Raw genomic sequence first — 24,378 nt, forward strand, 5'->3', positions numbered from 1 at the left:
ATCCCTGTCTTTACGATCCTCCGGCAGATCAGCCTTTGACGCCGGAGGAGATCATCACGGCCTCAGTCACCTTTTTCTGGAAGATCAGATAGGCAATGGCGACGGGCATGGCGCCGAGCAGCGCGACTGACATCAGGCGGGCGTAGTAGACGCCGAAGGCATCATTCACCTGGGTAATGCCGACCGGGATCGTCATCATGTTCTCCGTGGTGACCACCAGAAAGGGCCAGAAAAACTGGTTCCAGGACATGATGAAGGTGATGATGGCCAGCGCCGTGGTGATCCCCCAATTCAACGGCAGATAGATCTTGAAGAGCAGGGTGTAGTCGCCTCCGCCATCCAGCACGACCGCCTCGCGCATTTCCTTGGGAACCGCATCGAAGAACTGCTTGTAGACAATGATCACCACCGGAACGATGAGCTGCGGCAGGATAATCCCGGCCCAGGTGTTGATCAGCCCCATGTCGTTCATGAGTATGAACTGGGTGACGACCAGAGCCTGCGAGGGAACCATGAAACTTGCCAGAACGATGCCGTAGAGCAGGCGTCGGCCAGGAAAACGCATCTGGGAAATGGCGTAGGCACACATCATGCCGGAAATCAGAACCACCAGCGTGATGATCACCGAGGTGGCAATCGAGTTCCAGTACCAGGTCAGCAGCTTCGTATTGAACAGCGCTTCCACGTAGGATGACAGGTTGAACTCGTCCGGAACCACTCCGGCGCCGTCACTGACCACCCGATCTTCCGTGCGGATGGAGGTGATGAAGGCCCAGTAGAGCGGAAAGGTCCAGATGGCTGCGGCGAGCAGGCTGCCGCCCGTCAGGATCCAGTTCTCCAGTTTTCTGGTTCGTGTCATTTTGTCCCCCTGGCCCGCAGCAGTTGGAATTGAAGCACCGAGACCACCATGATCACCACAAACAGGATCAAGGCGATGGCGGAGGCATAACCGCCGTGGTTGAGCTGGAAAGCCTCCCGGTAAACCATCAGCAACAGCACATAGGACGAGTTGAATGGGCCGCCTGAAGACATCAGGTAGACCTGATCGAAGATTTTCAGCTGAAGAATAAGCTGCAGGGTCAGAACCAGAGCGGTGACCGGCCACAGCAGGGGCCAGGTCACACGCCGGAACATCTGCCAGCGCGTGGCGCCATCCAGGGCAGCAGCTTCATAAAAATCGGTCGGGATGTTGCGCAGACCGGCGATGAACAGCAGCACGTTGAATCCGTTGGTCCACCAGATCGTGACAGCAGCCACCGTGGGCATGACCCAATAGGGGTTCTTGAACACCGGAATGGACTTGCCGAAGAAGAATTCGAAAACCGGCTGCAGGATGCCGAATTGGAAGTCGAGCATCCACATCCATATTTCGGTCACAACCGAGACCGGCAAGATGTAGGGCAGGAAGAACAGCGCCAGGACAAGCGACTGCAATGCGCCTTTTAGGCGATTGATGGTCAGCGCAATGGCAAGTGCCAGGACGGTTGTCGGAACAACCGTGAGCAGGACGAAGTAGCCGTTGTTTTTCAGCGATGTAAAGAACAGCCGGTCACTCAGCAGGCGCTTGAAGTTGGCCAGGCCAACCCACTCTCCTTCGCCAATCAGTGGCGCGTCGGTAAAGCTGAGCGCGATCATCCGCAGGGTGGGGTAGAGGAACACCAGTGCGAAGGTGAGCACGAAGGGCGCAATCAGCGTCATGGCAACGGCCACATCTCTGCGCCGATTGGTAATCATGGCCACGGGTCCGGGTCTCCTTGATCCTGGTAACAAGCGTCAGATGCCCCGCCGCACGGACTGAACCGTGCGGCGAAGCGTGTTGATGGCTACTGAAGTTTGGACTGCAGTTCGCTCTTGATCTGCTCGGCGGCCTGTTGTGGATCCATATATCCATGCATGGCCGGAGAGATGATGTTGATGGCTGCGTCATAAACCGGAGAGGCAACACCGGCGATGGCCGAGCGCGGGTCATAGGCGGCGGTTTCCGCCAGACTGGAGTAGGTGGCGTTCGGCTCCATTTCCTTGAAGGCGTCGCTGTTGGCCACCGGCTTGTATGCCGGAATGTGGCCGGCATTGGCCCAGGCAAGCGAGTTCTTTTCCATCCAGCCAATGACGGTCATCACTGCCTTGCGCTTCTCGGGGCTCATGTTTGTACCGGCCGGAATGGCGAACGCATGGGAATCTGCCCAGGTCGCAGTAGTGCCCATCAGGTTGGGGATCTGAACGGCGCCCCAGTCAAAGCCGAGTGTGTCTTTTGTTTCCATGTCGACCATGGTGGGCACTTCCCACACCCCGTTCATGTGGAAGGCCGATTTGCCGGAGGTAAACAGCGCCACGGACGCTGCATATTCTGCCTGTTCCGGCTGCCAGCCGTTTTCATGCCAGCGGGTCATGACTTCAATGGCCTTTGCGGCCTTTTCCATGTTGTCGCCGGGCAGAACTTCGCCGTCGACAATCAGCTCGCCGCCCAATTGCTTGAGCAGGGTGAAGAAGACGCGATAGGTGCCGCCGTCATCGCCAGTTGCATAGGAGACAGGCGCACTGGAGCCGTTTTCCTTGGCCAGCGCCAGCGCTTCTTCAAAGTCTTCCAGATTGTCGATGCCAGTCAGGTTGCCGTCTCCATCGAGGAACCGCGACCCTTCCAGATAGCTCTTGTTGACGTAGAGAACGATGGAATGGATGTCGAAAGGAACAGCGTGGAGCGCACCTTTTTCGTCACTTGCCGCTGCGATTGACGCGGGGAAAAAATCCTCCTTCGACAATTCGGCTGCCGCAAGATCGTCTTCGGAGATCGTATCGAGGACTTCTTCTTCCAACCCGAGCGGCATGCGCGACAGGTGATAGGTCATGACATCCGGGCCCTGACCGACGGCGACGGAGGTGCGCACCTTGGTGTAGAAGGGAACGCCCCATTCCAGCGTGGTTCCGCTGATCGTAATGTCGGGATGCTCGTCGTTGAAGCGCTCGATCAGCGCTTTCATGCGGACGCCATCGCCGCCGCTGAGGAAGTCCCACCAGGTCACTTCTTGTGCGGCGAAGGCTGGCAGACTGACAAGGCTCATTGCCCCGGCAGCCAAAAGGCTTTTCACGTAGTTCATGTATTCCTCCCTTTTCTGTTCCAGCGGTCACTCCCATTTCCACCGGATTCCAAAGTCTGAGGTGACCCGTGCGGCTACCTCACGCGCAAGCCTTCGCTGTCGAAGACCATGATCTTGTCTGCGGGGCAGGTGAGCTTCAGCGTCTCGCCCATCACGGCGTGTTCGTCGCCGCGCCATTCCACGACGATTTCCTCGCCCTCGGGGCGGCGTGTGTGCAGATAGGCGAGCCCTCCGAGCTCTTCGGCCATTTCCATCTTCACCGGTAAACCTGTCTCTGAAATGACGAGGTGTTCCGGCCGCAAGCCAATGGTGACGATGGTCCCCGTCGCGATGGGTTCCTGGGTTTGGGCAGAAAACGTCGTGTCGCCGACACGAAGCGCCAGCTGGTCGCCCTCGCGACCGGTGACGGTGGCTGTCAGAAAGTTCATGGCCGGAGAACCGATGAACCCCGCAACGAACCTGTTGTCGGGATTTCGATAGAGATCCAATGGCCGTCCGGTCTGTTGCACCACACCGTCCTTCAGCACGAAGATCTTGTCGGCCAGGGTCATGGCTTCCACCTGATCATGGGTCACATAGATCATGGTGGCGCCGATCTGCTTGTGCAGTCGGGCCAGTTCCAGCCGCATTTGAACCCGCAGTTCGGCATCCAGATTGGACAGCGGTTCGTCGAACAGAAACACCTTCGGCTGGCGCACGATGGCCCGCCCGATGGCAACCCGCTGACGTTGACCGCCGGACAACTGTGACGGCTTCTTGTGGAGCTGTTCTTCAAGCCGCAGAATACCGGCAGCTTCGCGAACCTTCTCTTCGATTTCCTGCTTGGGTGCGTGGCGCAGTCGCAGGGAAAACGCCATGTTCTCGTAGACGCTCAGATGCGGGTAGAGCGCATAAGACTGGAACACCATGGCGACGCCGCGTTTCGCCGGCTCGGTTTCGGTAACATCAACGTCCTCAATGGAGACCTTGCCCGAGCTGGTATCCTCCAGCCCGGCGATCATTCGGAGGAGCGTGGACTTCCCGCAGCCGGAAGGGCCAACGAAGACGGCGAATTCACCGGAGGCAATATCCATGCTGACATCATGGATGACCTGAACCGTTCCGAAGGCCTTTCGAACATTGCGAAGCTGCACAGCCATGGGAGCCTCCTTACGCCACGCTAAGACGCAGCACGTGGTAGGACAAGGGCTTCAACTTGCCCTTCAGGCGGCCATCTTCCACACCAACGCCACTGCCCTTGCCCGGCACAACTCTGTCAGGCGCGGTCGGGCCGTTGGTCTGGTTTAGATCATAGCCTTCCATGGCGAGATGCTCTGACAGGGACGGGGAGGCAAATCCGTTCAACTCGACGTCCAGATCGGCGGCCTCCGTCAGGTGGCGGTTGACGATGAAGAGGGTCAACATACCGCCCTCCTTGTCATGCACACCGGCAACGTCGAGATAGCTGACGTCATCTGCCACGCGGCAATCATAGGTTCCCGCATCGACGGCGATGTTCAAGGCGTCGCCGCGGCCATAGAGAGACGCGAACTGATACGGATAGTAGATGGTCTGGCGCCAGGCCGGGCCGCCCTTCTCCGCACGGATCGGAGCGATGACATTGACCAGCTGGGCAATGCAGGCAATGCGCACCCGGTCCGAGCGTCGAATGAATTCATTCAGCAGGCCGGCGACGAACAGCGCATCCTCGAAGTTGTAGTTCTCTTCGAGCAGAGCCGGGGCTTCCGGCCAGTCCCATTCCTTGATGCGGCGGTTGTCATCCTCGCGGACGTGGTACCAGACATTCCATTCATCAAAGCAGATATGGACATCGTTCTTGGCTCGTTTCTTGGCCTTCACATAATCGATGACACCGCCGATGGTTTGAATGTAACGGCCGGTTTCCTCGATCTTGCCGAAATAGTTCAGTGTGTCATTGCTCTTGTTGCCGAAGTATTTGTGCAGGGAGATGTAATCGACATTCTCGTAGCACTCTTCCAGCACCTCCCGTTCCCATTCCGGGTAAGTCGGCATGCCGTCGTTTGACGAGCCGCAGACCACCGTTTCAATCGTCGGATCGAACCCCTTGAAGGCTTTGGCGGTCTCATTTGCCAGCCGGCCGTATTCGGTCGCAACCTTGTGGCCAATCTGCCAGGGGCCGTCCATCTCGTTGCCGAGGCACCACATTTTCACGTCATAGGGATCCTGACGACCGTTGGCGCGACGCTTGTCCGACCAGGTCGTGCCACCGGGAAAATTCACATATTCGAGGAAATTGCGGGCGTCCTCAAGGCCGCGAGAGCCGAGGTTGACCGCGAGCATCATGTCAATGCCGGCCTGCTCAGCCCAAATGGCGAAATCATCAATGCCGACCTGATTGGTTTCCTTGCTGCGCCACGCCAGATCAAGCCGCACAGGACGCTGGTCCTTGGGGCCGATGCCATCTTCCCAATTGTAGGCAGAGACGAAATTGCCGCCAGGATAGCGGATGGCCGGCACCTTCAGATCCTGAACGAACTTCAGCACGTCCTTGCGGAACCCGTTGGCATCCGCCTGGGGATGGCCTGGCTCGTAAATGCCGGAGTAGATCGCCCGGCCCATATGCTCGATGAAGGCGGAGTAGAGCCGCTCGTCGATTGTGCTGATCCGGAAATCTCGGTGTACGGCCACACGCGCTTTCATAAACGTCCTCCAAACTGTATCGAAAAAACAGATTTAAATCTGAAATTTCGATAAGAATGGATTGGGTGGCAGTTTTGTCAAGCGGTTAAGTTGTTGCGCTGCAACCTTAACTTTCATCGAGCGTGTAGGAAACCCGGATTTCCGCTCAGTTTTTGGTGTGCAAGCGCAGCAAAATATCCTGATCATAATTGCCGAACCCTCGGCCAAAGACGTTGATCCCACCCGGATGGCGACCTTCTGCCTTCACTTCCACTTTCAATCGGATGGAACGGTGATCGTCCAGTTCCAGCTCTGCAGCGGTTACCTGGGAGATTTTGTGGCCGTCGACGAAGGTGCCCTGAGGGCCGACGTTCCAGGTCTTGAGCATGCCGTATTGGGAGCCGGAGAGCTTCCACCAGTCCGGCGTATAGGTGCCGCGTTTGTCGCCGAAATCGCCGGGCGATGTCCAGACGCCGATCTCTTTGCCGTTGATGGACAGGACGATGTCCGAGGGCCAGTTGCTCATCGTCCCCGGCACTTCGGAGCTGACTTCCAGAACCACGTCGAGACTGTCGATTCCGACGCCGGTGAGCTTGGCATTGTTGGGGAATTGATACTCAACGAAGCCGCTGGTAAACCACAGCAATGTAGCCTTCATCCGCTCCGGATCAAGGAAAGTCTCGGGCACATCCAGCAGGCCGATGATGCCTTCGGTGGAGCAAATGCCACAGGGGCCGGTCACCTGACTGTTGGTGTAGAGGCCGAGGGGCATGGAGACTTCGATCTGGTTTGGCTGGATCTTCTCTTCGGTGCGCTTGAACGCCAGGATCAGCTCGTCATAGACGGCAAAGCAAATCTTCTGACTGCCCTTCTTGGCCTTCTGGACTTCGGTGCGCACCAGCCCGGCCTCTTCGAGGATCTGAATGTGGGACGAGACCGAGGATTGCGGAAACCCGGAGGTTTTGGCCAGGGCATTCACATTCATGCCCGGCTCCCGGCACAGCACCCGAAGCAACTGAAGTCGCGCCTGAGAGGCCAGTCCCTGAATGATCTCGGTATCCTTTTCAGGATCGACGACGAGGAAGTTTGGGTTCATCAACTGGTTCCTGGCTTTGTATCGAAGCAAGGAGTTTATATCGTATTATTCGATATTTACAAATAGCCTCTGCCGAGTGGGCGAGGAGGGGCGTCGAAGCACAACGCTTTCGTCACAGCGGGATCAACGGCTGGTGGGTGGCGAGACGCTTTTGCGAAGGCGGAGAGTGGTGTCGAAGTTGGTGGTGTTGGGCGGCTCGCTTTGAACGCCGATCAGATACAGCAGCAATTGGGCGGCAGAGCGGCCCATTTCAAAACCAGGCTGGGAAACCGTCGTCAGGGCCGGATGCATCAGCCGGGTTTCGGCAATGTCATCGAAGCCGGTGACCGAGACCGAGTGCGGCACCGAAATGCTGGCTTCGCGGCAATAGGTAATAACGCCAAGCGCCATCTGGTCGTTGGCGCAGACGACGGCGGTGGGCCAGCCGCTCTTGTCGCCGGAAAACAGCTCGGTGGCGGCCTGATATCCGGATTTTTCCGAATAGTCCCCGGTCACGAAGGTCATTTTGTCCGGGTCCTGACCGCCGGAATAAAGCGCCTCCCGGAAGCCGGATAGCCGCTGGTCGGAGGTCCAAAGCCGGCGCGGACCTTCGACGACGGCAATGGCCGTATGTCCGGCGTCAACGACGCAGCGCATGACTTCCCGTGCACCGCGTCGGTTGTCGCAAAGCACCGACGGGCACTCGATGCCGGGAAGCACTTCGTCGACGAAGACGACCGATCGGGTTTTGGTCAGTTCCACCAGCGAGGCTGAGGGCAAGCCTGTTCCCGACAGGTAAATGACCCCGTCCATTCTCTGCCCGCGTAAAAGCTGCGCAAAATACTCTTCTCGCGTTGGCTGGGCCCAGCTGAGGCAAAGGTTCATCAGGATGTCGTGTTCGGCGATGCCACGTTGCACGCCTTCCGCCACCTGCGAAAAGAAGCTGTTGTTGAGATCGGGCACGATCAGCCCGATGGAAGAGATGAACTTGCGGCGCAAGGCGCGGGCAGCACTTTTGGGTTCATAGCCAAGGCGGTCCATGACCGCCTTGACGTGATCCCGTGTGGCTTGGGCCACATTGGTTCGATCGTTCAGAACAGCACTTGCGGTGCCGACCGAGACATTCGCTTCAGCTGCGACATCCTTGATGGTCGGCGCAGACTTGCGCGTGCTGTTTCGATCCACCGTCAAACCAAATTCCTCCAGTATCTGAGGCTGTTTAGCATCGTGTGGTTATTTCTGCCAGAAGCGCGTCGACCAACGTGGAACGACAGGCTTGGTGCGCCACGGTGTCACCAGATACTCAACCAGAATGACAAGCAGGAAGGCGACCAGGCCAAGCACTGCCAGATAGGCGATGGCGGCGAATGTGCCGGAGGTGTTCAGGCGGGAATTTGCCTGCATCAGATAGGCACCAATGCCGCCACTGGTCGATGCGGACCATTCGGCGATGACGGCGCCGGTGACGCTGAAAGTAGCTGAAAGCTTGAGGGCGGAAAACAACGGCGTCAGCGTTGCGGGCATTTTGACATGCCGGAAAATCGACCAGCTGTTGCCACCCATGGAGCGGGCCAGACGCAGCAGGTCACTGTCGACCGAGCGGAGCCCATCCAGCACGTTGACGACCACGGGGAAGAACACCACGAGCGCGACGATGACCAGTTTGGGGGCCAGACCGAAGCCGAGCCAGATGGTCAGGGCCGCCGAGATGGCGATGATCGGAACCGCCTGACTGACGATGAGGATGGGGTAGAGCACGCCGCGGATCGTTTTGGAGGCATCCATCAGTACCGCCATGAAGAAGCCAGAGAACGCGCCGACAACGAAGCCGATCAGGAACTCCATGAAGGTGACCTGGAAGCCCTGCCAGAGCGTTGCGTAATCGCTCATGATATGGGCCCAGACGTCTCCTGGGCTTGGCATCACATAACGAGGAACCTGAAAGTATTCGACCGAGCCCCACCAGAGGGAGATGACCAGAGCAAAGGCGATGACGGGATAGAGGATAGACCTCCACAAGGGCTGTTTCTCAGGCTGCATCGGAGCTGTCTTTCTCGTCATAGACATAGGTCATGATCTGGTCCTTCAGCTGAAGGAACTCAGGAGCTGTATAGACGTCGCGTCCACGCGGTCGCGCCAGGTTGACGGCGAGAATGTCGCGGATGCGTCCGGGGCGAGGCGACATGACCACAACCCGGTCGGCCAGGAAAATCGCCTCGTCGATATCATGGGTGACAAAGACCACTGTGCGTTTTTCGGCTTTCCACACGGACAGCAACCATTGCTGCATCGCCATGCGTGTCATACTGTCCAGCGCACCGAAAGGCTCGTCGAGCAGCAGGACATCGCGGTGCATGGCCAGAGTGCGCATCAGGGCCACGCGTTGGCGCATGCCGCCGGAAAGGGCTGCAGGGTAGTGGTTGATGAAATCACCCAGCCCGTAGCGCTCTGCCAGTTCGACGCCGGCCTCGCGTTCCTTCTTGCTCGCCTTGCCATGCAGGATCGAGCCGAGGCAGATGTTGTCGAGTACCGTACGCCACGGCAGGAGCAGGTCTTTCTGCAGCATGTAACCGACCTGTCCCGCGCGGCCGGTGATGTCCTGCCCGTCGACTTCCACCGTGCCGGAGCTGGGCTGCAGGACGCCTGCGATGATGTTGAACATCGTGCTCTTGCCGCAGCCGGAGGGACCAACCACGCAGATGAATTCGCCTTCGTTGATGCTTATGCTTGTTGGCGCCAGAGCCAGATTGCTTTCAAATAGGCGCGAGACTTCCGTCAACTTCAGCTTGGGCTGCGGAGTTTCTGACATCTGGTATTCCTCAAATCCTGAGTAGTTTAGGTGTTGGTGGAAAGGGGCACAGGCAGTCTTGAAAGGCTGCCTAGATCAGGATGCAGTCTTCCCGGCCGAACCAGAACAGATCTTCCACCTTGACGGCGGCGCCATCTCTTGCGGCAAACGGTTCCACCGCCCAGGCTCCCCACATGGGAGTGGCGTTGTTCGCATCGATGAATTCATTCAAATAGGCCGAGCCAGCGGACAGCGAGTGACCGATGTTGGCCAGTGTATCCAGCAGGACAAAGCCTTCGCTCACCATCTTTGAATTCATGGTGCCGAAAAGTTCGCAGGCCGGAACGCCGGGCCGTGCGACGGACATGACTTCCCTGTAGATCGCGGTCAGGTCGTCCAGGGCCGATTGCGCTGCCTTGTTGTTGCCAACCACTGCGCAGCGGGTGCAGTCGGACCAGAAGCCGTCAGCGGTAATCGGATGCACATCGATCATCGCCAGGTCGGTTTCCGTCAAGGCCAGATCGCTCGGGCCCTGCGTTGGAAAGCAGGTGTGGGCATTGGCGCCGACACCGACGTTGGTGATGGTCCAGACGTCCTTGACGCCCTGTGCGTCGAGAACGCGACTGACGGCATGCAGAATGTCGATTTCGGTAGCGCCGACGACGGCTGCCGCGCATCCGGCCTGTGCGGCGTGCCGCGCAATTTCTTGCGCGGCAACCAGGCCAATTGGAGGGGCGGGGGAAACGTCCGGCCCGGGACGATAGGTCCAGGGCGGGACGATACTTCCATCAGATAGCTTTGGCACGGATCACTTCGGCAGGTAGTCGTTGGTGAAATAGTCGGTGGCCGGCAACAGGGTCTCGAGAACCTTGAACTTGCTCAAGGCGGTCACGAGGGTTTCCCAGTCGGCTTCGTTGTTCATCAGCGTCTTGTCGTCGGTTTTGCCGAAAAGGGGAATGGTGTCGAGCCACTGCTGGTTAATGAAGGCGGGATCATAGGCCTTGGCATACCGGTTGGCGAAAGCTTCGACGGCAACATCCGGGTTTTCGACGGCGTAGGCGATGCTCTTGGTGGTGGCGCGCAGGAAGGCTTTGGCCAGCTCCGGGTTCTCGCTCAGCCAGTCGGTGTTGGCGGCAAGCGCGAAGATCGGTGCGTTCGGTGCGCCGTGCTCAATGGCAGGCAGGAATTCGCCCGCCTTGCCTGTGACTGTGACGATCTCGGTGCCTTCGGCATTGGTGATGCCAGTGATCGCATCAACACGTTCCTGCAGCAGCAGCGGAACAGTGTCATCGGAAGCAGCAACAGTCTTGATGTCGTCCATGGTGAGGCTGGCGTCGGCCAGGATCATCTCAAGCTGCGCCATCGTCCAGGCATCATTGTAGATGCCGATGGTCTTGCCCTTGAGGTCGGCGACGGAAAGGCTTGTGCCGGTTGGCGACAGAATGCCCCAGTTGTTGCCAAGGCCGTAGCGGCCAATCGCGACGACCGGTGCTTCTTCGGATTTGGCGAAGACGATGTCCATGCTGGTCGTGAAGGCGACCTGTGCGCGGCCTGTGCCGAGGAACTTCATGGTGTCGGCAACGGTCGGTGGTGTGACGATTTCGAGTTCAATGCCCTCTTCGGCATAAAAGCCCTTGTCCGAGCCGACGATCCACGGAATCCAGAACCCGTCCGGGGTCGGCCATTCCTGAATGAAGGTCAACTTGGTGAGATCCTGCGCCGCAGCCGGTGCTGCGAAAAAGGGTGTCGTGCAGGTCAGGATGGCAGCCGAAGCCATGGCGGCCGCAGAGGCAAACAATGCGCGTCTCGTGAATTTCATCGGGTTCCCCTTAAGCGTTTTTGGAAGGTTTTGATTTCGCTTATCGTCTTAGTGAATGCATTCAAGTTGATTTTGTCAATAAAAAAAATAGAGAGAAAATATCTTGATATTCAGCGATTTTTGTTGATATCAACGATGAGTTGAATCGTTTCAATATAATTTGAAGTTCAATCTTCGGTTCGCAGTCAAACGCTCAAGGGTAGACATGAAAAACAAGTCCAAGAAGATCCTGCTGGTTGGTGAGAGCTGGGTCAGCTCGTCCACACACTTCAAGGGATTCGATCACTTCGGTTCAGCGACATTTCACAGTGGCGCCACCCCGTTCCTGAAGGCGATGGAAGGAACGGAATTCGAAGTTACCCATATGCCCGCGCATGATGTGCCTGAGGCTTTTCCATTGACGCTGAAGGATCTGCAGCAGTGGGATAGCATCATTCTGTCGGACATTGGTTCAAGCTCGCTGTTGCTGCATCCCGACGTGTGGCTGCACTCCAAGCCGGTCGCCAACCGCCTGACTCTGCTGCAGGATTATGTGGAGCAGGGCGGCGGCCTGGCGATGATCGGTGGCTACCTGACTTTCCAGGGGATCGATGGCAAGGGGCGCTGGCGCAACACGCCGGTGGAAAAGACCCTGCCGGTTCGCTGTCATGCCTTTGATGATCGCATCGAGGTTCCCGAAGGCACGACGGTTGTTCTGGATCAGCCAGATCATCCGCTGCTGGCTGGCGTGCCGGCTCAGTGGCCTGCCTTGCTTGGTTTGAACGAAGTTGTGTTGGCGGAAAACGCCGAGCTTGTCGCCAGTGCGCAAACCGCGCAAGGCACTCATCCCCTGCTGGCGACCACCACATATGGCAAGGGGCGTACGCTGGCCTGGATGTCCGACATGTCGCCCCATTGGGTTCCTGCGGACTTCTCTGACTGGCCCGGCTATCGTCAGATGTGGATCAACTTCCTCACCTGGTTGAGCAACGACTGATTGAAAGGAACACCCCATGGCAAATCCCGAGGCGGAAGTCGGTGTTGCCGCCATTCAGATGGAGCCCAGGTTCGGTCTGACCGAAGACAATGTCTCCTTGTCGATCGAGCGGATGGAAGAAGCCGCAGCGCAAGGCGCTCAGGTCATCGTGCTGCCCGAGCTTTGTAACACCGGCTACGTGTTTCAAAGTCGTAGCGAAGCCTTTGGGCTGGCCGAGCCGGTCCCCTCCGGGCAGAGCTGTCTTCGCTGGATCGAAGCGGCTGCACGCCTTGGGGTCTATCTGGTTGCGGGCATCACCGAGCGGGACGGGGACAAGCTGTTCAACTCGGCGGTCATCATCGGGCCGGATGGCTACATGGGGACGTTCCGCAAACTTCACCTGTGGGGCGACGAGGCGCTCTATTTCACGCCTGGAGACCTCGGCGTGCCGGTGTTTGACACGCCGCTGGGGCGTCTGTCTTGCCACATTTGCTATGATTGCTGGTTCCCGGAAGTCTGGCGGCTTCAGGCCCTTGCAGGGGCTGAACTGATCTGCGTGCCGACAAACTGGGTGCCGATTCCGGGGCAGGATCCGAACCGCGAAGCCATGGCGAACATTGTTGTCATGGGGGCCGCCCATTGCAACTCGGTGTTTGTGGTTGCCGCCAACCGAACCGGCACGGAGCGCGGCCAGCCGTTTATCGGTCAGTCGGTGATTGTTTCCCAGACCGGTTGGCCGGTTGCCGGTCCGGCCAGTGCAGAGGACGAGGAAACCCTGATTGCGCGCGTCAATCTGGCCGATGCCAGACGCAAGCGGAACTGGAACGACTTCAACCAGCCGCTGAGAGACCGGCGGACGGATGTCTATGACGAGATGCTGGGAAGTGATAATGCGCGAGGCTGGGTCTGATGGCCGGTCCGTTTCCTGATGTGGTGAGCCTGACGCAGCAGTTGGTGGCCTTCGACACGGTCAATCCACCGGGCAACGAAGCCGAGGCCATGGGCTTCTGTGCCGACTTGCTGGAAAGCGCCGGGTTCACCTGCGTGCTTCAACCGACACTTGGGGCCGGGCGGGCCAATCTTGTGGCGACCCGAGATGTAGGTTCCGGTCAGGCCATCGCGTTCAGCGGTCACCTCGACACGGTGCCGCTGGGAACCGCCACCTGGAGCAATCCACCGCTTGGCGGCATCGTGCGCGACGACCGGCTTTACGGTCGTGGGGCCTCGGACATGAAGGGCGGTGTTGCAGCCTTTCTGCAGGCCTGTTTCGATCCCTTCACGCCGCCGGGTGGCATTGCCGTCCTGCTGACGTCCGGCGAGGAAACCGGCTGCGACGGGGCACGGGAGCTCGGGGCAGCTGGCGGCCTGCCGCCTGTCGGAGCTTTGATCGTGGCAGAATCCACCGACAATGAGCTGGTGCTCGGCCACAAGGGCGTTCTCTGGCTGTCTGTGCGCTTTAACGGCGTCAGCGCCCACGGGGCCATGCCGGAGCTGGGCGTCAATGCCATCGGTCTGGCGAGTGCGTTCCTGCAAAGGCTGAAACAGCAGGACCTTGGCCAGGGTCATGTCGTGATGGGACAACCGACATGCAACGTCGGCACGATCCAGGGCGGGGCGAACATCAATTCAGTCGCGGACTTTTGCGAGTTGACCCTGGATCTGCGTACCAATCCGAATGTGCAGCATGATGCCTTGCTGGCGCAGATCAGAACGTTGGCCGAAGAGATTGCCGGAGAGGGGGGCGAAAAGACTGCAGGAGACGGCGCGGTCGTTGTGCCACTTCTAGACCTTCCACCTGTCTGGACAGCGCCGGAGAACGTCTGGGTTGGCCAGGTTGCGACGGTCGTCCAAGCGCATGCGGAGCATGCCTTCAAGCCGTCGAGCGTCAATTATTTTACAGATGCCTCCGTCCTGACGGCCCCTTTGGGCAACCCGCCGACGATCATCCTGGGTCCCGGAAACCCCGAGTGCGTCCACAAGACCAACGAATGGATCTCCCTCGACCGCCTGCACCAGTGCGAAAAGATCATGAAACACCTCGTCCGCGGTTGGACCGGAGGAGTAACGCAGTAAGGCGCCGGGGCGCTAAGCGTAAACTCATAAACGGGTTTCCAATGGGAGGCATGTCGCGTTTCACTAGAGCCTTGATTAGGAGGCCCTGTTTGATCCTTCGTTGCTTTGACCTGACCGTTGGCCAAACCCATGATGGAAAAATGGGCCAAATGATGTTGTGGGACATTGGCAAGGGCGCAGTTCTGTTGGCCGACAAGACCATACACAAATGCCCTCCGTGACATGGCAAAGCAAAAGCAGGCCTGGGCGAATATTCCTGCCATGAGCAGCCCAAAAGACAGTCTTCCATTCGGTTCATAGGTCTGCCGGCAGCGCAATCTGGTGGAGCGGTTCTTCAGTACGCTTAAACAGTTCAGAGGTATTGCTGCCTGTTGGGACAAAGAACCCGAGAAGGTCCTCGCGGCGGTGAAACTCGCGGAGAGTGTCCGCCTAATAGGGGGGCAAAGAAGTCCGTTCTGACCCACGCGGATGGCGTCAGTTTATTGTTTTATATTACATAATTTACTTATCGGTATCTCAGACGACATCAACGCCTCGTATTCTAAATCAGCCGGGCACGGGATTGGAAGAGGAGTGGGTGCGAGTGACGCGAAAGCCAGGAAGATAAACCCGGCGACAAGCCCGTGGCAGATGGAGTGGTGACGGGCTTTTTCCTGTTCCCTGAGGGAAGTGGCGGGGCGGGGAAAGGGATCCTGCGCTTCAAGTCACCAGAAGCCACGAAGCGGCGAGATATGGGTTTGGGAGCGATCCGGTCGTTTAGATATAGGAGGCGAGGGACCTTGTCTTTCAGGCTCGTAAACTGTTGAGGGCTGAAAAAGACCTTGTGGCGGAGCGAGATCGGCAGGTTCATGCAGATTGGTCTCCCGGTTTCAGAAACGAAAAGCACGCTGCGCAGTGGATTACGACGCTTGAGACCTATCTCTTCTCGTTCATCGGCAACATGCAAGTTGCGAACCTGTCGGCCGCCGACTTCGCGGGAGCGTTGAAGCCGTTCTGGTTGACCAAGCCTGAAACCGCATCGCGGGTGAAACAAGAGTGCCCTGGCGTGATGTCCGGGTGTCGTGCAGAGTATTCTGCGTGGCGGGCGTAGCACTCAAACCAGACTCATGCTGGAAATCCAGTTAATCACGGCAGAGCGCTCAGGCGAAGTGAGGGAGGTGGGGTGGCTCGAACTTGGTCTGCGCCGGGGATCTGGACCGTTCCGGCCCAGCCGATGAAGGTAAAGACGTTCCATCGGGTACCCTTGTCTGAGCACCTCCTTGTCCTAGAATTAGGAAGGCTTCCGTGAACTCCGACGCTATTCAGACTAGTCAAATACGTCAGCGCTACGAACTGCAACATCGCCTTTGCTGTGGTATATGCCGAAGCTGAGGTCAATTCCCATCCGCTGTCATTCGATGCTCATGTCCAGAAACAACATCATTGGTTTTCCCTTGCGCGGTTCTCGCATTCACGAGGTCTGTGGTCCGGCAGCGCCGTTTTTTGCAGTCATTGCAGCCGAGTTGACCCGGGCCTCTGCCTTGTGGGTCCGAGAAAACTGGCTTTCGGACACGCTATGCCCAGCGGGCTTTGCGTCCTTCCTTGATCCGTCGAGGTTGCTCTTGGCCAGAACCGGCTCTCAGGCAGAAACGCTTGGTGTGGCTGAAGAAGCGTTGCGGAGCCGGGCGATGCCCTTTGTCATGATTGAGATCCATCGTCCCTTGACCCTGAAGGAAGGCCAACGCCTGCAACTTGCAGCTAGAACGGGGAGCTCGATCGGCCTTTGTATTCTGCCTGAGGGCATGGGCTCGAATTCGGCGGAAACGCGGTGGCGCGTCATTCCGGTTTTTGACCGGCAGAGGGAAGACTCGACTCTCATGCGCTGGGAGATTATTAAGAACAAAACAGGAACGCTTGGAGCCTGGAATGTTCAATGGGATCCGAAAACGCGTCATCTCCATGTGGTTTCCTCGCCTGGCAAGTGACCGAATCTTGAGGGTGCGTGCGGTTGATGGACCTTTTGCTTTGACGCTCAAGACGGACAATGCCAACCGCCTGTACTGCCTGAATGCGAGAGCTGATCGTCAGGGGCTCCACCGTGGCATGTCCTATTCTGATGCTCGCGCCTTTTGTCCTGACTTGCAGAGTGCACCTGCCGATCTTCTGGCGGATACACGATTTCTGCATACATTGCGGCGATGGGCCGTGCGCTATTGCCCCTGGGTTGGCATCGAGGGGGATGACGGGCTGGTTCTCGACATTACCGGGTCGGCGCATCTTTTTGCCGGCGAGGACAGAATGCTGGCCGATATACGTCAAAGGTTGATGCGTGCCGGGATTTCCGTTCGGCTTGGCCTGGCGGATACGCGCGGCGCTGCCTGGGCACTTTCCCATCATGGCGAGGGCGTTGGTGAACCTGGCAATCCACTGGCCGCTTTGGCTAATCTGCCGGTCGCTGCTCTACGCCTGGAACAAGGTACTGTGACTGCCCTCCAGCGTCTCGGCCTGCGGACCATAGGCAACATCGAAGAGACTGAGCGCGCGCCGCTTGCCCGGCGCTTTGGTCCTGCACTGCTTCGCCGTCTTGATCAGGCGATGGGGCGTCAGCCCGAGGAGGTCTCTCCACTGGCGGATCCAGTGCATTACGGGGTTCGGATGACGCTGCCCGAGCCGATCGGTCTGGTCGACGATGTGACAGGGGTGACAGAGCGGTTGCTTGAGAGACTTTGCGCCAAGCTGATCCGGAATGAAGCGGGAGTCCGCATTCTCAATCTGACTCTGTACCGGGTTGATCAGGGAGCGCACACGGTTGAATTGAGGTTGGCGCGTCCCTTGTGTGATGTGCAGCGCATCCTCTCCTTGTTTGCTCGTGGGATCAGTGAGGTCGACGCCGGGTTCGGCATTGATCAGATGCGGCTTGAGGCCGTTGAAGTGGCTCATTTGCCTCCTGAACAGGTCAGCCATGTGAGCTCTGATCGCCAGAACCAGCTTGATGATCTCATCAGTCGGATTGGGACACGAATTGGCCTTGAGAATGTTCAACGGTTTCTACCTGTTGAAAGCCACATCCCTGAGCGGGCTTTCGCCATAGTTCCCGCTGTCTTGAAGTCACAGCCAGGGGGGTGGGCCGTGGAGCGTCCGAGACCGGTTCGGCTGTTCCCGCCAGAACCTATTGTGGGGCAGGGAAATCTTCCGCCTGACAGCTTCCGGTGGCGGCGGATGCCTTTTACGACGGCTCGGCGCACGGGGCCGGAGCGGATCGCGCCCGAATGGTGGCTTGATGATGACAACTGGTGTGCCGGCATCCGTGATTACTGGAAGGTGGAAACCTGGCAAGGCCGCCGTCTGTGGCTTTTTTACACGCCGCAAAACCCGGGGTGGTACGTGCAAGGAGAGTTCGCTTGAACTCTCACCATACTCCGGTGGCAGTAGGGAATGAGGGCGTATCCCAGTGCTACGCCGAGCTCTGCGTGACCTCGAATTTCACCTTCCTGACAGGCGCGTCCCATCCGGAAGAGCTGGTGCTGCGTGCTGCCGAGCTGGGGCTTGAGGCCATTGCCATCACCGACCGGAACACGCTTGCGGGCGTGGTTCGGGCATATTCGGCGTTGAAAACGCTTTGCAAGGAAGCGGAAAGAACGTTGCGCGTGCGCTCCACACATCAAATTGACCACAGTTCACGCCAGGAGGTCGGGCAGCCTGTCGATTTGCATCGGCTTTCCGGTATCAAGTTGCCAAAGCTGATCGTCGGGACCCGTCTGGTGTTGCGGGATTGCCCTGTTGAGTGGATTGCCTTGCCAGCCGACCGGGAAGCCTATCACCGGCTTGCGCGGCTGCTCACACTGGGCAAGCGACGGGCGGGTAAGGGCAACTGTCACCTCGATCTGGCCGATCTGGAGCAGGGATGCCAGGGGATGCTTCTGATTGCTATACCACCTCGGGATTTAGCTGGTGCGAGCGAATCGGTGCAGCGGCTGCAGCGGTGTTTCCCGGGCAGGATCTTTACGGGCGCGGTGCCGCGTTATGATGGCTCGGATCAAGTCTGGTTTGATGCCTGTGCCGCTTTTGCCTTGAGGGCATCTGCACCGATGGTCGCTCTTGGCGATGTGCTGATGCATCATGGATCGCGACGCCAGCTCGCCGATGTACTCACCTGCATGCGGGAGGGCGTGACCATTGACCAGATCGGCACACGCGCCTTGCCGAATGCGGAGCGACGGCTCAAGGGCTTTGCGGATGTGGCAAGGCTTTACCGTAATCATCCCGCAGCCCTGCGTCGGACACTCGAAATCACGGCACGGTGTTGCTTCGACCTGTCGGAGCTTAGTTATGAGTACCCGGATGAGATCGCGCGAGACGAAACCCCGCAGGAGCGCCTGCAGCGACTCGCCCAAGACGGCATCAGACGGCGTTATCCGGAAGGCGCGTCTCAACGGGTTTATGACCTTCTGGACAAGGAACTCGGCCTGGTCGGTGAGCTCGGCTATGCCGCTTATTTCCTGACCGTTCACGACATTGTGCAAGAAGCCCGGTCTCGCGGCATCCTGTGTCAGGGACGGGGATCCGCTGCCAACTCGATCCTCTGTTATCTGCTTGGCATCACCGATGTGTCGCCGGACATGATCGGCATGGTTTTCGAACGCTTTATCTCTCGGCACCGCGGTGAGCCGCCGGACATCGATGTTGATTTCGAGCATGAGCGTCGAGAGGAAGTGATTCAATGGATCTATGAGAAGTACGGGCGTGAGCGGGCCGGGCTCTGCGCAACAGTCATTCATTTTCGCACCCGTGCGGCCATCCGTGAGGTCGGCAAGGTCATGGGGCTCAGTCAGGATGTGACTGGCAGTCTGTCCGGACAGATCTGGGGGCTTTCGAACAAGGGAGCCGACCTCCAGCAGGCACGTCAGTTGGGGCTGGATCCAAAGGAACGACGGCTTGCGCTGACGATGCGTCTTATTGAAGAGATTATTGGCTTTCCCCGATATCTCAGTCAGCACGTTGGCGGGTTTGTCATCACGCGCGGGCGGCTTGATGAGCTCTGCCCGATCGAAAATGCGGCAATGGAAGGCCGCACAGTGATCGAGTGGGACAAGGACGACATCGACACGCTTGGCATCCTCAAGATCGATATTCTGTCGTTGGGAATGCTCACCTGTTTGCGCAAGAGCTTTGACTTGCTGGAGCAGCACGAAAAGCGGCAGCTCTCGTTGGCGTCGGTACCCCAGGAGGACACTGCGACTTACGACATGCTGTGCCGGGCGGATGCTGTCGGTGTGTTTCAGGTGGAAAGCCGGGCGCAGATGAATTTCCTGCCGCGCATGCGGCCCAGAACCTTCTACGACTTGGTAATTGAAGTGGCGATTGTCCGTCCAGGGCCAATCCAGGGAGGGATGGTGAAGCCCTACATTCGGCGGCGTCAGGGCCTTGAAAAGCCGGAGCCTTTCGGTCCCGCTCTGGCTGAGGTGACACGTCGTACGCTTGGCGTGCCATTGTTTCAGGAGCAAGCCATGCGAATCGCTGTGGTTGGTGCTGGCTACAGCGCTGAGGAGGCAGACCAATTGCGTCGCTCGCTGGCTGCTTTCCGGCGCATGGGGACCATCGCCGAGCACCGGGAGCGTTTCGTCAAAGGCATGCTGGGAAACGGTTATTCTGCTGAGACGGCAGAGGCCTGTTTTTCTCAGATCGAGGGGTTCGCGGATTATGGGTTTCCTGAAAGTCATGCAGCGGCCTTCGCCATGCTCACCTACGTTTCGTCATGGCTGAAATGCCATCATCCGGCGATCTTTGCCTGCGCACTGCTGAACTCCCAGCCGATGGGCTTTTATGCGCCGGCTCAGATCGTACGTGATGCGCGCGAGCATGGGGTGGAGGTGCGGCCCATCTGCGTCAACAACAGTTCCTGGGACAACACGTTGGCGCGCCGCTCGGATGGTGCCTGGGCGTTGCGCCTAGGCTTTCGTCAGATCAAGGGGTTTCGCAAGGACGATGCCGGTTGGATCGTGGCTGCCCGCGGTAATGGCTATCCTGACCCAGAAAGTCTTTGGCTCAGGGCTGGATTGGCGCCTGCCGTGCTTGAGCGGCTTGCCGAGGCGGATGCCTTTCTCGGGCTGGGCCTGACACGCCGCGACGCACTCTGGCAGGTTCGCGCAATACGGGCACCAAAACCGCTGCCACTGTTCTCTGATCCGCTGGACGGCGAAGGAGGGCGCGAGCCGAATGTCCAATTGCCGCCAATGCATCTGGGGGAGGAGGTGGTTGAAGACTATGTTTCAATGCGTTTGACGTTGCGGGCCCATCCGATGGAACTGCTGCGATCGGGAATTCCGGGTTTGACGCCGCATGATCAACTTGTCAGTGCGCCCCTCAGACGGACGAATGTGTGTGGGCTTGTCATAACCCGTCAGCGTCCGGGAACAGCGTCCGGTGTTATCTTCCTGACCCTTGAGGATGAGACAGGCGTTTCCAACATCGTTGTCTGGCCAAAGGTTTACGAGCGTTTCCGTCGTACAGTCATGAGTGGGCGCCTTCTGCGCGTCAACGGACGGCTCGAGCGAGCAGGGATCGTTGTTCATCTGATTGCAGACCACATCGAAGACCTGTCGCATCGGCTGTCGGAGCTTGGTCATCCGATGGACGACGCTGTCGGTATCACGCTCCCTCAGGCAGATGACGCCCCCCGTCTGTCGCGGCCGAGCCCGACGGCCCGCCATCCCCGAGAACAGGCCAAGAAGCTTTTCCCGAGCCGGGACTTTCATTAACGGAGCCTGAAAGAGCTTGGCGGCAGATGAAAGCCGAAGGGGCTAGAAAACGCGGTTCTATTCAGTTGCTGATCCCAGGTAGCGCTTTTGCTGAGATTTTTTACAACCCCATCATCCTGGCTGAACGATCTCGAACAGCTCATTGATTTACAAACTCTAGAGGGCGCCTGGAGGAGACTGGACGCTTGTCATAGGGTTCGTTTTAGGGGGTGTCGTATGCGCTCTAAAATAGTCTTATGAAATCAGCTGCTTAATGAGATGTAGTGGCGGAGAGAGAGGGATTCGAACCCTCGGAACGGTTGCCCGCTCAACGGTTTTCGAGACCGCCCCATTCAACCACTCTGGCACCTCTCCGCGGTACTTGACGATAAATGGGTCTCAAGTGGCGCGGAACATAGACAAGGCATCGCGTGCCCGCAAGGGCGTGTTTGATAAAAAGCCGGCTTTTTACGCAGTGGTCCGTCCGGCAGTGGATAAGCTGGCAGTATCAAGGGTTTCGCCTGGCCTCACCCAGGTGCCACTGCGGTGTCTGGTGGGGGTGGCTCACAAGCTTTTCCGCCTGGGCGGTTGCCGAGCCGTTGCCTGAGCGGCTGCCGTGTGCGCTTGCTGTGGCGGGCGGTTGAGAGTTGTTTATGCCAGCCCCCGGCGCAGGGCAGGTTTGCTGCAGCGCGGCTGCATTAAGCGTTGACTTCAAAACCGCTCTGACTATAGTGCGCGAGCTTGCGGATGGGAGTATTTTCTTTCCGCAGTCAGAATCGTCATGCTCAAGGCCGGGCGGACTTCACGGATCCTGATCCTGAAAAGCCGCCGTAAAGTCCTGAAGCATCTGCTTTTTCAAGGGTTTCCCCTTGCATGGCATGTTTCAGGCGCCGAGAAGCTGACTGTCCATGGAAAACCGTGGGCATATCCAAAGAACGAAAAGAAGGACGTGCGAGACATGTTCGCAGTAATCAAGACAGGCGGCAAGCAGTACACTGTCGCCGCAGACGACCTGTTGAAGGTCGAAAAGCTGGACGCCGAAGCCGGCACGTCAGTGACTTTTGAAGAAGTTCTGATGATTGGCGACGGCGCCGACACCACAGTTGGCGCACCGCTCATCGAAGGCGCTACCGTGGTTGCGGAAGTGGTCAAGCAGGCCCGTGACCGCAAGATCATCATTTTCAAGAAGCGTCGCCGCCAGAACTCCCGGCGCCGCAACGGCCACCGTCAGTCCTTCACCCTTCTTAAGGTGACCGACATTCTGACCGGTGGTTCCAAGCCGGCCAAGAAGGCTGCGCCGAAGAAGACTGAAGAAGCTCCGGCTGCAACGGAAACTGTTGCGCCGCTCTTCACCGCTCCGGCAGGCGACAAGGACGATCTGAAAAAGATCTCCGGCGTTGGCCCGGTTCTGGAAAAGAAGCTGAACGAACTGGGCATCACCAAGTATGACCAGATCATCAACTTCTCTGCTGAAGATATCGCCCGCGTCGATGATGTCCTGAACTTCAAGGGCCGTATCGAGCGCGACAACTGGATTGAACAGGCCAAGGAACTGGCTGGCAACTAAGCCGCCGTTTCTATCCTTACGTTCTAGAGAAAACGAGGAGCAACCTCATGGCACATAAAAAGGCAGGCGGTTCATCACGTAACGGCCGCGACTCAGCTGGTCGTCGTCTTGGCATCAAGAAGTTTGGTGGCGAAGCCGTGATTCCGGGCAACATCATTGCGCGCCAGCGTGGCACGCAGTGGCATCCGGGCAACGGTGTTGGCATCGGCAAGGACCACACAATTTTTGCCGTCGTAGAAGGCAATGTGCAGTTCCAAGCCAAAGCCAACGGCCGAACCTTCATTAACGTGCTTCCAATGGCGGAAGCAGCGGAGTAAAGCCGACGTGTCATTCAAACCGCCGGCGCCCATAGCCCCGGCGGTTCGAACTGAACCGGTCAAAGATCAAAGGGGAGATGGGGCGCCATCTCCCCTTTTCTTATTTTCTTTGATCGGAGTGTAAAATGGTTGTTGAGAGAGATGAACTCTTAGACGAGAGTTGTCGGGGTGCGGCCCCCTTGCCGCAGGAAGCTGACCGTGTCCGGCTCGACTTGCCGCGCCGGGACGATCTGCCGGACATCATGTATCTGGCAAACAATCACCGCATTGCTGCAAACCTGGCGACCATGCCCCACCCGTTTTCCCTGGAAGACGCCAAGGCTCTGGTGCAAAAGGCTGAGGCAGCGCACGGAAATTCGGCGTTTTTCGCCATTCGCCTGCGTACCACCGGCCGGTTCATCGGCGTGGCGCGCTATGCCAATGTCGAGGAGGGCATGCCTGTCCACGTCGGCTATTGGCTCGGCGAGCCCTTCTGGGGTCAGGGATTTGCAACTGAAGCTGTTCATGCGCTGGTGGATCATGCCTTCACCCATGGCACCATGGATGAATTGACGGCCGCCTGCCGGGTGACCAATCCGGCCTCGCGCCGGGTGCTGGTCAAGTCCGGCTTCCAGTATCGCGATCAGTCGATGATCCGTTCGCTGGGGGCTGGCGGTTCGGTGCCGATCGAGCGTTACAATCTTGAGCGCGCGATCTGGAAATCGCTGCGCACCTGGGGAAGGGTTGCCTCATGAGCTACGACGTTGGGCAGGGCGATGCCCTGCCTTCCTTGTCGACACAGCGTCTGGTCTTGCGCCCGTTGCGCAAGACCGACGCGGAAGCCGTCGCAGAGCTGGGTGGGCGTGAGTTCGAGATTGCACGCTGGCTCAGCGGAAGTTCCTGGCCGTATCAGGAAGGCGATGCGGAAAGCTTTGTCGATCAGGTCCTGGTCAGCGATCCGCTGCGGCATGAAGCGGTTTTTGCCATCACGCTCGGCGGGGTGACCATCGGCTGCATTGGTGTGGATGCGACCGGAGAACTCGAAGAACTGCCGGAGTATCCAAGTCTGGGCTATTGGATCGGCAAGGCGTTTCAGGGCGAGGGCTATGCCACCGAAGCTGCCGAGGCGGCGCTGGCCTGGGGGTTTGAGGCGCATGGCTGCGAGGGGATTGGCGCACGGGTGTATGAGGACAATGAGGCCTCGATCAACGTGCTGGAAAAGCTGGGCTTCCGGCCGTGCGGCAGCACGATGCGCTTTGCCGAAGCACTTGGTCAGAAGGTCAATTGCGTTGTCATGCGGTTGGACCGAAAAGACTTTGACGGCCGTTGCGGGCAACAGGCTTGACGGACGTCG

The 24,378-nt window shown here is 58.5% G+C and carries 22 protein-coding genes and 1 tRNA gene; 11 read left to right on the forward strand and 12 right to left on the reverse strand.

Annotated features, from left to right (window positions below; genetic code table 11):
• Positions 1 to 28: 28 nt before the first annotated feature.
• From J0X15_RS09900 to J0X15_RS09950, 11 genes are all read right to left on the reverse strand, one after another.
• On the reverse strand, positions 29 to 859 hold the full coding sequence (locus tag J0X15_RS09900) for a carbohydrate ABC transporter permease (protein ID WP_206940269.1): 831 nt from the start codon (positions 857 to 859) through the stop codon (positions 29 to 31).
• Positions 856 to 1,734: a carbohydrate ABC transporter permease gene (locus J0X15_RS09905; RefSeq protein WP_206940979.1), complete on the reverse strand. Its 879-nt coding sequence runs from the start codon at positions 1,732 to 1,734 to the stop codon at positions 856 to 858. Before J0X15_RS09905 ends, J0X15_RS09900 begins: the two co-directional genes overlap by 4 nt.
• Before the next feature lie 89 nt (positions 1,735 to 1,823).
• Positions 1,824 to 3,095, reverse strand: a complete 1,272-nt coding sequence (locus J0X15_RS09910) for an extracellular solute-binding protein (RefSeq protein WP_206940271.1) — start codon at positions 3,093 to 3,095, stop codon at positions 1,824 to 1,826.
• A gap of 74 nt (positions 3,096 to 3,169) precedes the next feature.
• Positions 3,170 to 4,234 carry an ABC transporter ATP-binding protein gene (locus J0X15_RS09915; RefSeq protein WP_206940273.1) on the reverse strand — a complete coding sequence of 355 codons (1,065 nt, stop codon included), beginning with the start codon at positions 4,232 to 4,234 and terminating at the stop codon, positions 3,170 to 3,172.
• A gap of 10 nt (positions 4,235 to 4,244) precedes the next feature.
• Positions 4,245 to 5,756 (reverse strand): arabinosylfuranosidase ArfA, encoded by a 1,512-nt coding sequence (gene arfA / locus J0X15_RS09920; protein WP_206940275.1) that lies wholly within the window; start codon positions 5,754 to 5,756, stop codon positions 4,245 to 4,247.
• A 145-nt stretch (positions 5,757 to 5,901) separates the two neighbouring features.
• Entirely contained in the window at positions 5,902 to 6,831 is a 930-nt protein-coding gene (locus tag J0X15_RS09925) for an ArsR/SmtB family transcription factor (RefSeq protein WP_206940277.1), read from the reverse strand.
• A 123-nt stretch (positions 6,832 to 6,954) separates the two neighbouring features.
• Positions 6,955 to 7,995 carry a LacI family DNA-binding transcriptional regulator gene (locus tag J0X15_RS09930; protein WP_331461907.1) on the reverse strand — a complete coding sequence of 347 codons (1,041 nt, stop codon included), beginning with the start codon at positions 7,993 to 7,995 and terminating at the stop codon, positions 6,955 to 6,957.
• A 48-nt stretch (positions 7,996 to 8,043) separates the two neighbouring features.
• Positions 8,044 to 8,850, reverse strand: a complete 807-nt coding sequence (locus J0X15_RS09935) for an ABC transporter permease (RefSeq protein ID WP_206940281.1) — start codon at positions 8,848 to 8,850, stop codon at positions 8,044 to 8,046.
• Entirely contained in the window at positions 8,840 to 9,619 is a 780-nt protein-coding gene (locus tag J0X15_RS09940; RefSeq protein ID WP_206940283.1) for an ABC transporter ATP-binding protein, read from the reverse strand. The genes J0X15_RS09935 and J0X15_RS09940 overlap by 11 nt, the downstream gene beginning before the upstream one ends.
• A 70-nt stretch (positions 9,620 to 9,689) precedes the next feature.
• Positions 9,690 to 10,403, reverse strand: coding sequence for a M24 family metallopeptidase (locus tag J0X15_RS09945; protein ID WP_206940284.1), 714 nt, complete (start codon positions 10,401 to 10,403; stop codon positions 9,690 to 9,692).
• A 3-nt stretch (positions 10,404 to 10,406) separates the two neighbouring features.
• Complete coding sequence (locus J0X15_RS09950; protein WP_206940286.1) at positions 10,407 to 11,417, reverse strand: ABC transporter substrate-binding protein; 1,011 nt, start codon at positions 11,415 to 11,417, stop codon at positions 10,407 to 10,409.
• Between the two features lie 205 nt (positions 11,418 to 11,622).
• On the opposite strand from J0X15_RS09950, the gene J0X15_RS09955 reads away from it, so the two are divergent.
• The 7 genes from J0X15_RS09955 (at position 11,623) to J0X15_RS09985 (ending at position 21,182) form a co-directional block, all read left to right on the forward strand.
• Positions 11,623 to 12,393: a glutamine amidotransferase gene (locus J0X15_RS09955; RefSeq protein WP_206940288.1), complete on the forward strand. Its 771-nt coding sequence runs from the start codon at positions 11,623 to 11,625 to the stop codon at positions 12,391 to 12,393.
• 16 nt (positions 12,394 to 12,409) lie between these two features.
• Entirely contained in the window at positions 12,410 to 13,282 is an 873-nt protein-coding gene (locus tag J0X15_RS09960; protein WP_206940289.1) for a nitrilase family protein, read from the forward strand.
• The gene (locus J0X15_RS09965; protein ID WP_206940290.1) at positions 13,282 to 14,445 is read left to right on the forward strand and encodes a M20 family metallopeptidase; all 1,164 of its coding nucleotides are present in this window, start codon (positions 13,282 to 13,284) and stop codon (positions 14,443 to 14,445) included. The genes J0X15_RS09960 and J0X15_RS09965 overlap by 1 nt, the downstream gene beginning before the upstream one ends.
• A gap of 823 nt (positions 14,446 to 15,268) precedes the next feature.
• A complete protein-coding gene (locus J0X15_RS20425) occupies positions 15,269 to 15,535 on the forward strand; it encodes a phage integrase central domain-containing protein (protein WP_408015341.1) in 267 nt (88 codons plus the stop codon).
• Positions 15,536 to 16,082: 547 nt separating this feature from the next.
• On the forward strand, positions 16,083 to 16,409 hold the full coding sequence (locus tag J0X15_RS20030; protein ID WP_209015301.1) for a hypothetical protein: 327 nt from the start codon (positions 16,083 to 16,085) through the stop codon (positions 16,407 to 16,409).
• Between the two features lie 40 nt (positions 16,410 to 16,449).
• On the forward strand, positions 16,450 to 17,829 hold the full coding sequence (locus J0X15_RS09980) for a Y-family DNA polymerase (RefSeq protein ID WP_231710372.1): 1,380 nt from the start codon (positions 16,450 to 16,452) through the stop codon (positions 17,827 to 17,829).
• Entirely contained in the window at positions 17,826 to 21,182 is a 3,357-nt protein-coding gene (locus tag J0X15_RS09985; protein WP_209015241.1) for an error-prone DNA polymerase, read from the forward strand. Before J0X15_RS09980 ends, J0X15_RS09985 begins: the two co-directional genes overlap by 4 nt.
• Before the next feature lie 264 nt (positions 21,183 to 21,446).
• On the opposite strand, the gene J0X15_RS09990 is transcribed toward J0X15_RS09985, so the two are convergent.
• Positions 21,447 to 21,536, reverse strand: a tRNA-Ser gene (locus J0X15_RS09990).
• 583 nt (positions 21,537 to 22,119) lie between these two features.
• Between J0X15_RS09990 and J0X15_RS09995 the strand changes: the two genes are divergently transcribed.
• From J0X15_RS09995 to J0X15_RS10010, 4 genes are all read left to right on the forward strand, one after another.
• Positions 22,120 to 22,728: a 50S ribosomal protein L21 gene (locus J0X15_RS09995; RefSeq protein ID WP_206940294.1), complete on the forward strand. Its 609-nt coding sequence runs from the start codon at positions 22,120 to 22,122 to the stop codon at positions 22,726 to 22,728.
• Positions 22,729 to 22,775: 47 nt separating this feature from the next.
• Positions 22,776 to 23,045, forward strand: coding sequence for a 50S ribosomal protein L27 (gene rpmA, locus J0X15_RS10000; protein WP_206940295.1), 270 nt, complete (start codon positions 22,776 to 22,778; stop codon positions 23,043 to 23,045).
• 125 nt (positions 23,046 to 23,170) lie between these two features.
• Positions 23,171 to 23,779, forward strand: coding sequence for a GNAT family N-acetyltransferase (locus J0X15_RS10005; RefSeq protein WP_206940297.1), 609 nt, complete (start codon positions 23,171 to 23,173; stop codon positions 23,777 to 23,779).
• Positions 23,776 to 24,369, forward strand: a complete 594-nt coding sequence (locus tag J0X15_RS10010; RefSeq protein WP_206940299.1) for a GNAT family N-acetyltransferase — start codon at positions 23,776 to 23,778, stop codon at positions 24,367 to 24,369. The genes J0X15_RS10005 and J0X15_RS10010 overlap by 4 nt, the downstream gene beginning before the upstream one ends.
• Positions 24,370 to 24,378: the final 9 nt, after the last annotated feature.

Source organism: Roseibium limicola (assembly GCF_017313085.1).
GTDB lineage: Bacteria > Pseudomonadota > Alphaproteobacteria > Rhizobiales > Stappiaceae > Roseibium > Roseibium limicola.

What these genes read in the sequence shown, in the direction of transcription:
- J0X15_RS09900 (WP_206940269.1), bottom strand. Translation starts at nt 859, where the DNA reads ATGACACGAACCAGAAAACTGGAGAACTGGATCCTGACGGGCGGCAGC.
- J0X15_RS09905 (WP_206940979.1), bottom strand. Translation starts at nt 1,734, where the DNA reads ATGATTACCAATCGGCGCAGAGATGTGGCCGTTGCCATGACGCTGATT.
- J0X15_RS09910 (WP_206940271.1), bottom strand. Translation starts at nt 3,095, where the DNA reads ATGAACTACGTGAAAAGCCTTTTGGCTGCCGGGGCAATGAGCCTTGTC.
- J0X15_RS09915 (WP_206940273.1), bottom strand. Translation starts at nt 4,234, where the DNA reads ATGGCTGTGCAGCTTCGCAATGTTCGAAAGGCCTTCGGAACGGTTCAG.
- arfA (WP_206940275.1), bottom strand. Translation starts at nt 5,756, where the DNA reads ATGAAAGCGCGTGTGGCCGTACACCGAGATTTCCGGATCAGCACAATC.
- J0X15_RS09925 (WP_206940277.1), bottom strand. Translation starts at nt 6,831, where the DNA reads ATGAACCCAAACTTCCTCGTCGTCGATCCTGAAAAGGATACCGAGATC.
- J0X15_RS09935 (WP_206940281.1), bottom strand. Translation starts at nt 8,850, where the DNA reads ATGCAGCCTGAGAAACAGCCCTTGTGGAGGTCTATCCTCTATCCCGTC.
- J0X15_RS09940 (WP_206940283.1), bottom strand. Translation starts at nt 9,619, where the DNA reads ATGTCAGAAACTCCGCAGCCCAAGCTGAAGTTGACGGAAGTCTCGCGC.
- J0X15_RS09950 (WP_206940286.1), bottom strand. Translation starts at nt 11,417, where the DNA reads ATGAAATTCACGAGACGCGCATTGTTTGCCTCTGCGGCCGCCATGGCT.
- J0X15_RS09955 (WP_206940288.1), top strand. Translation starts at nt 11,623, where the DNA reads ATGAAAAACAAGTCCAAGAAGATCCTGCTGGTTGGTGAGAGCTGGGTC.
- J0X15_RS09960 (WP_206940289.1), top strand. Translation starts at nt 12,410, where the DNA reads ATGGCAAATCCCGAGGCGGAAGTCGGTGTTGCCGCCATTCAGATGGAG.
- J0X15_RS09965 (WP_206940290.1), top strand. Translation starts at nt 13,282, where the DNA reads ATGGCCGGTCCGTTTCCTGATGTGGTGAGCCTGACGCAGCAGTTGGTG.
- J0X15_RS09995 (WP_206940294.1), top strand. Translation starts at nt 22,120, where the DNA reads ATGTTCGCAGTAATCAAGACAGGCGGCAAGCAGTACACTGTCGCCGCA.
- rpmA (WP_206940295.1), top strand. Translation starts at nt 22,776, where the DNA reads ATGGCACATAAAAAGGCAGGCGGTTCATCACGTAACGGCCGCGACTCA.
- J0X15_RS10005 (WP_206940297.1), top strand. Translation starts at nt 23,171, where the DNA reads ATGGTTGTTGAGAGAGATGAACTCTTAGACGAGAGTTGTCGGGGTGCG.
- J0X15_RS10010 (WP_206940299.1), top strand. Translation starts at nt 23,776, where the DNA reads ATGAGCTACGACGTTGGGCAGGGCGATGCCCTGCCTTCCTTGTCGACA.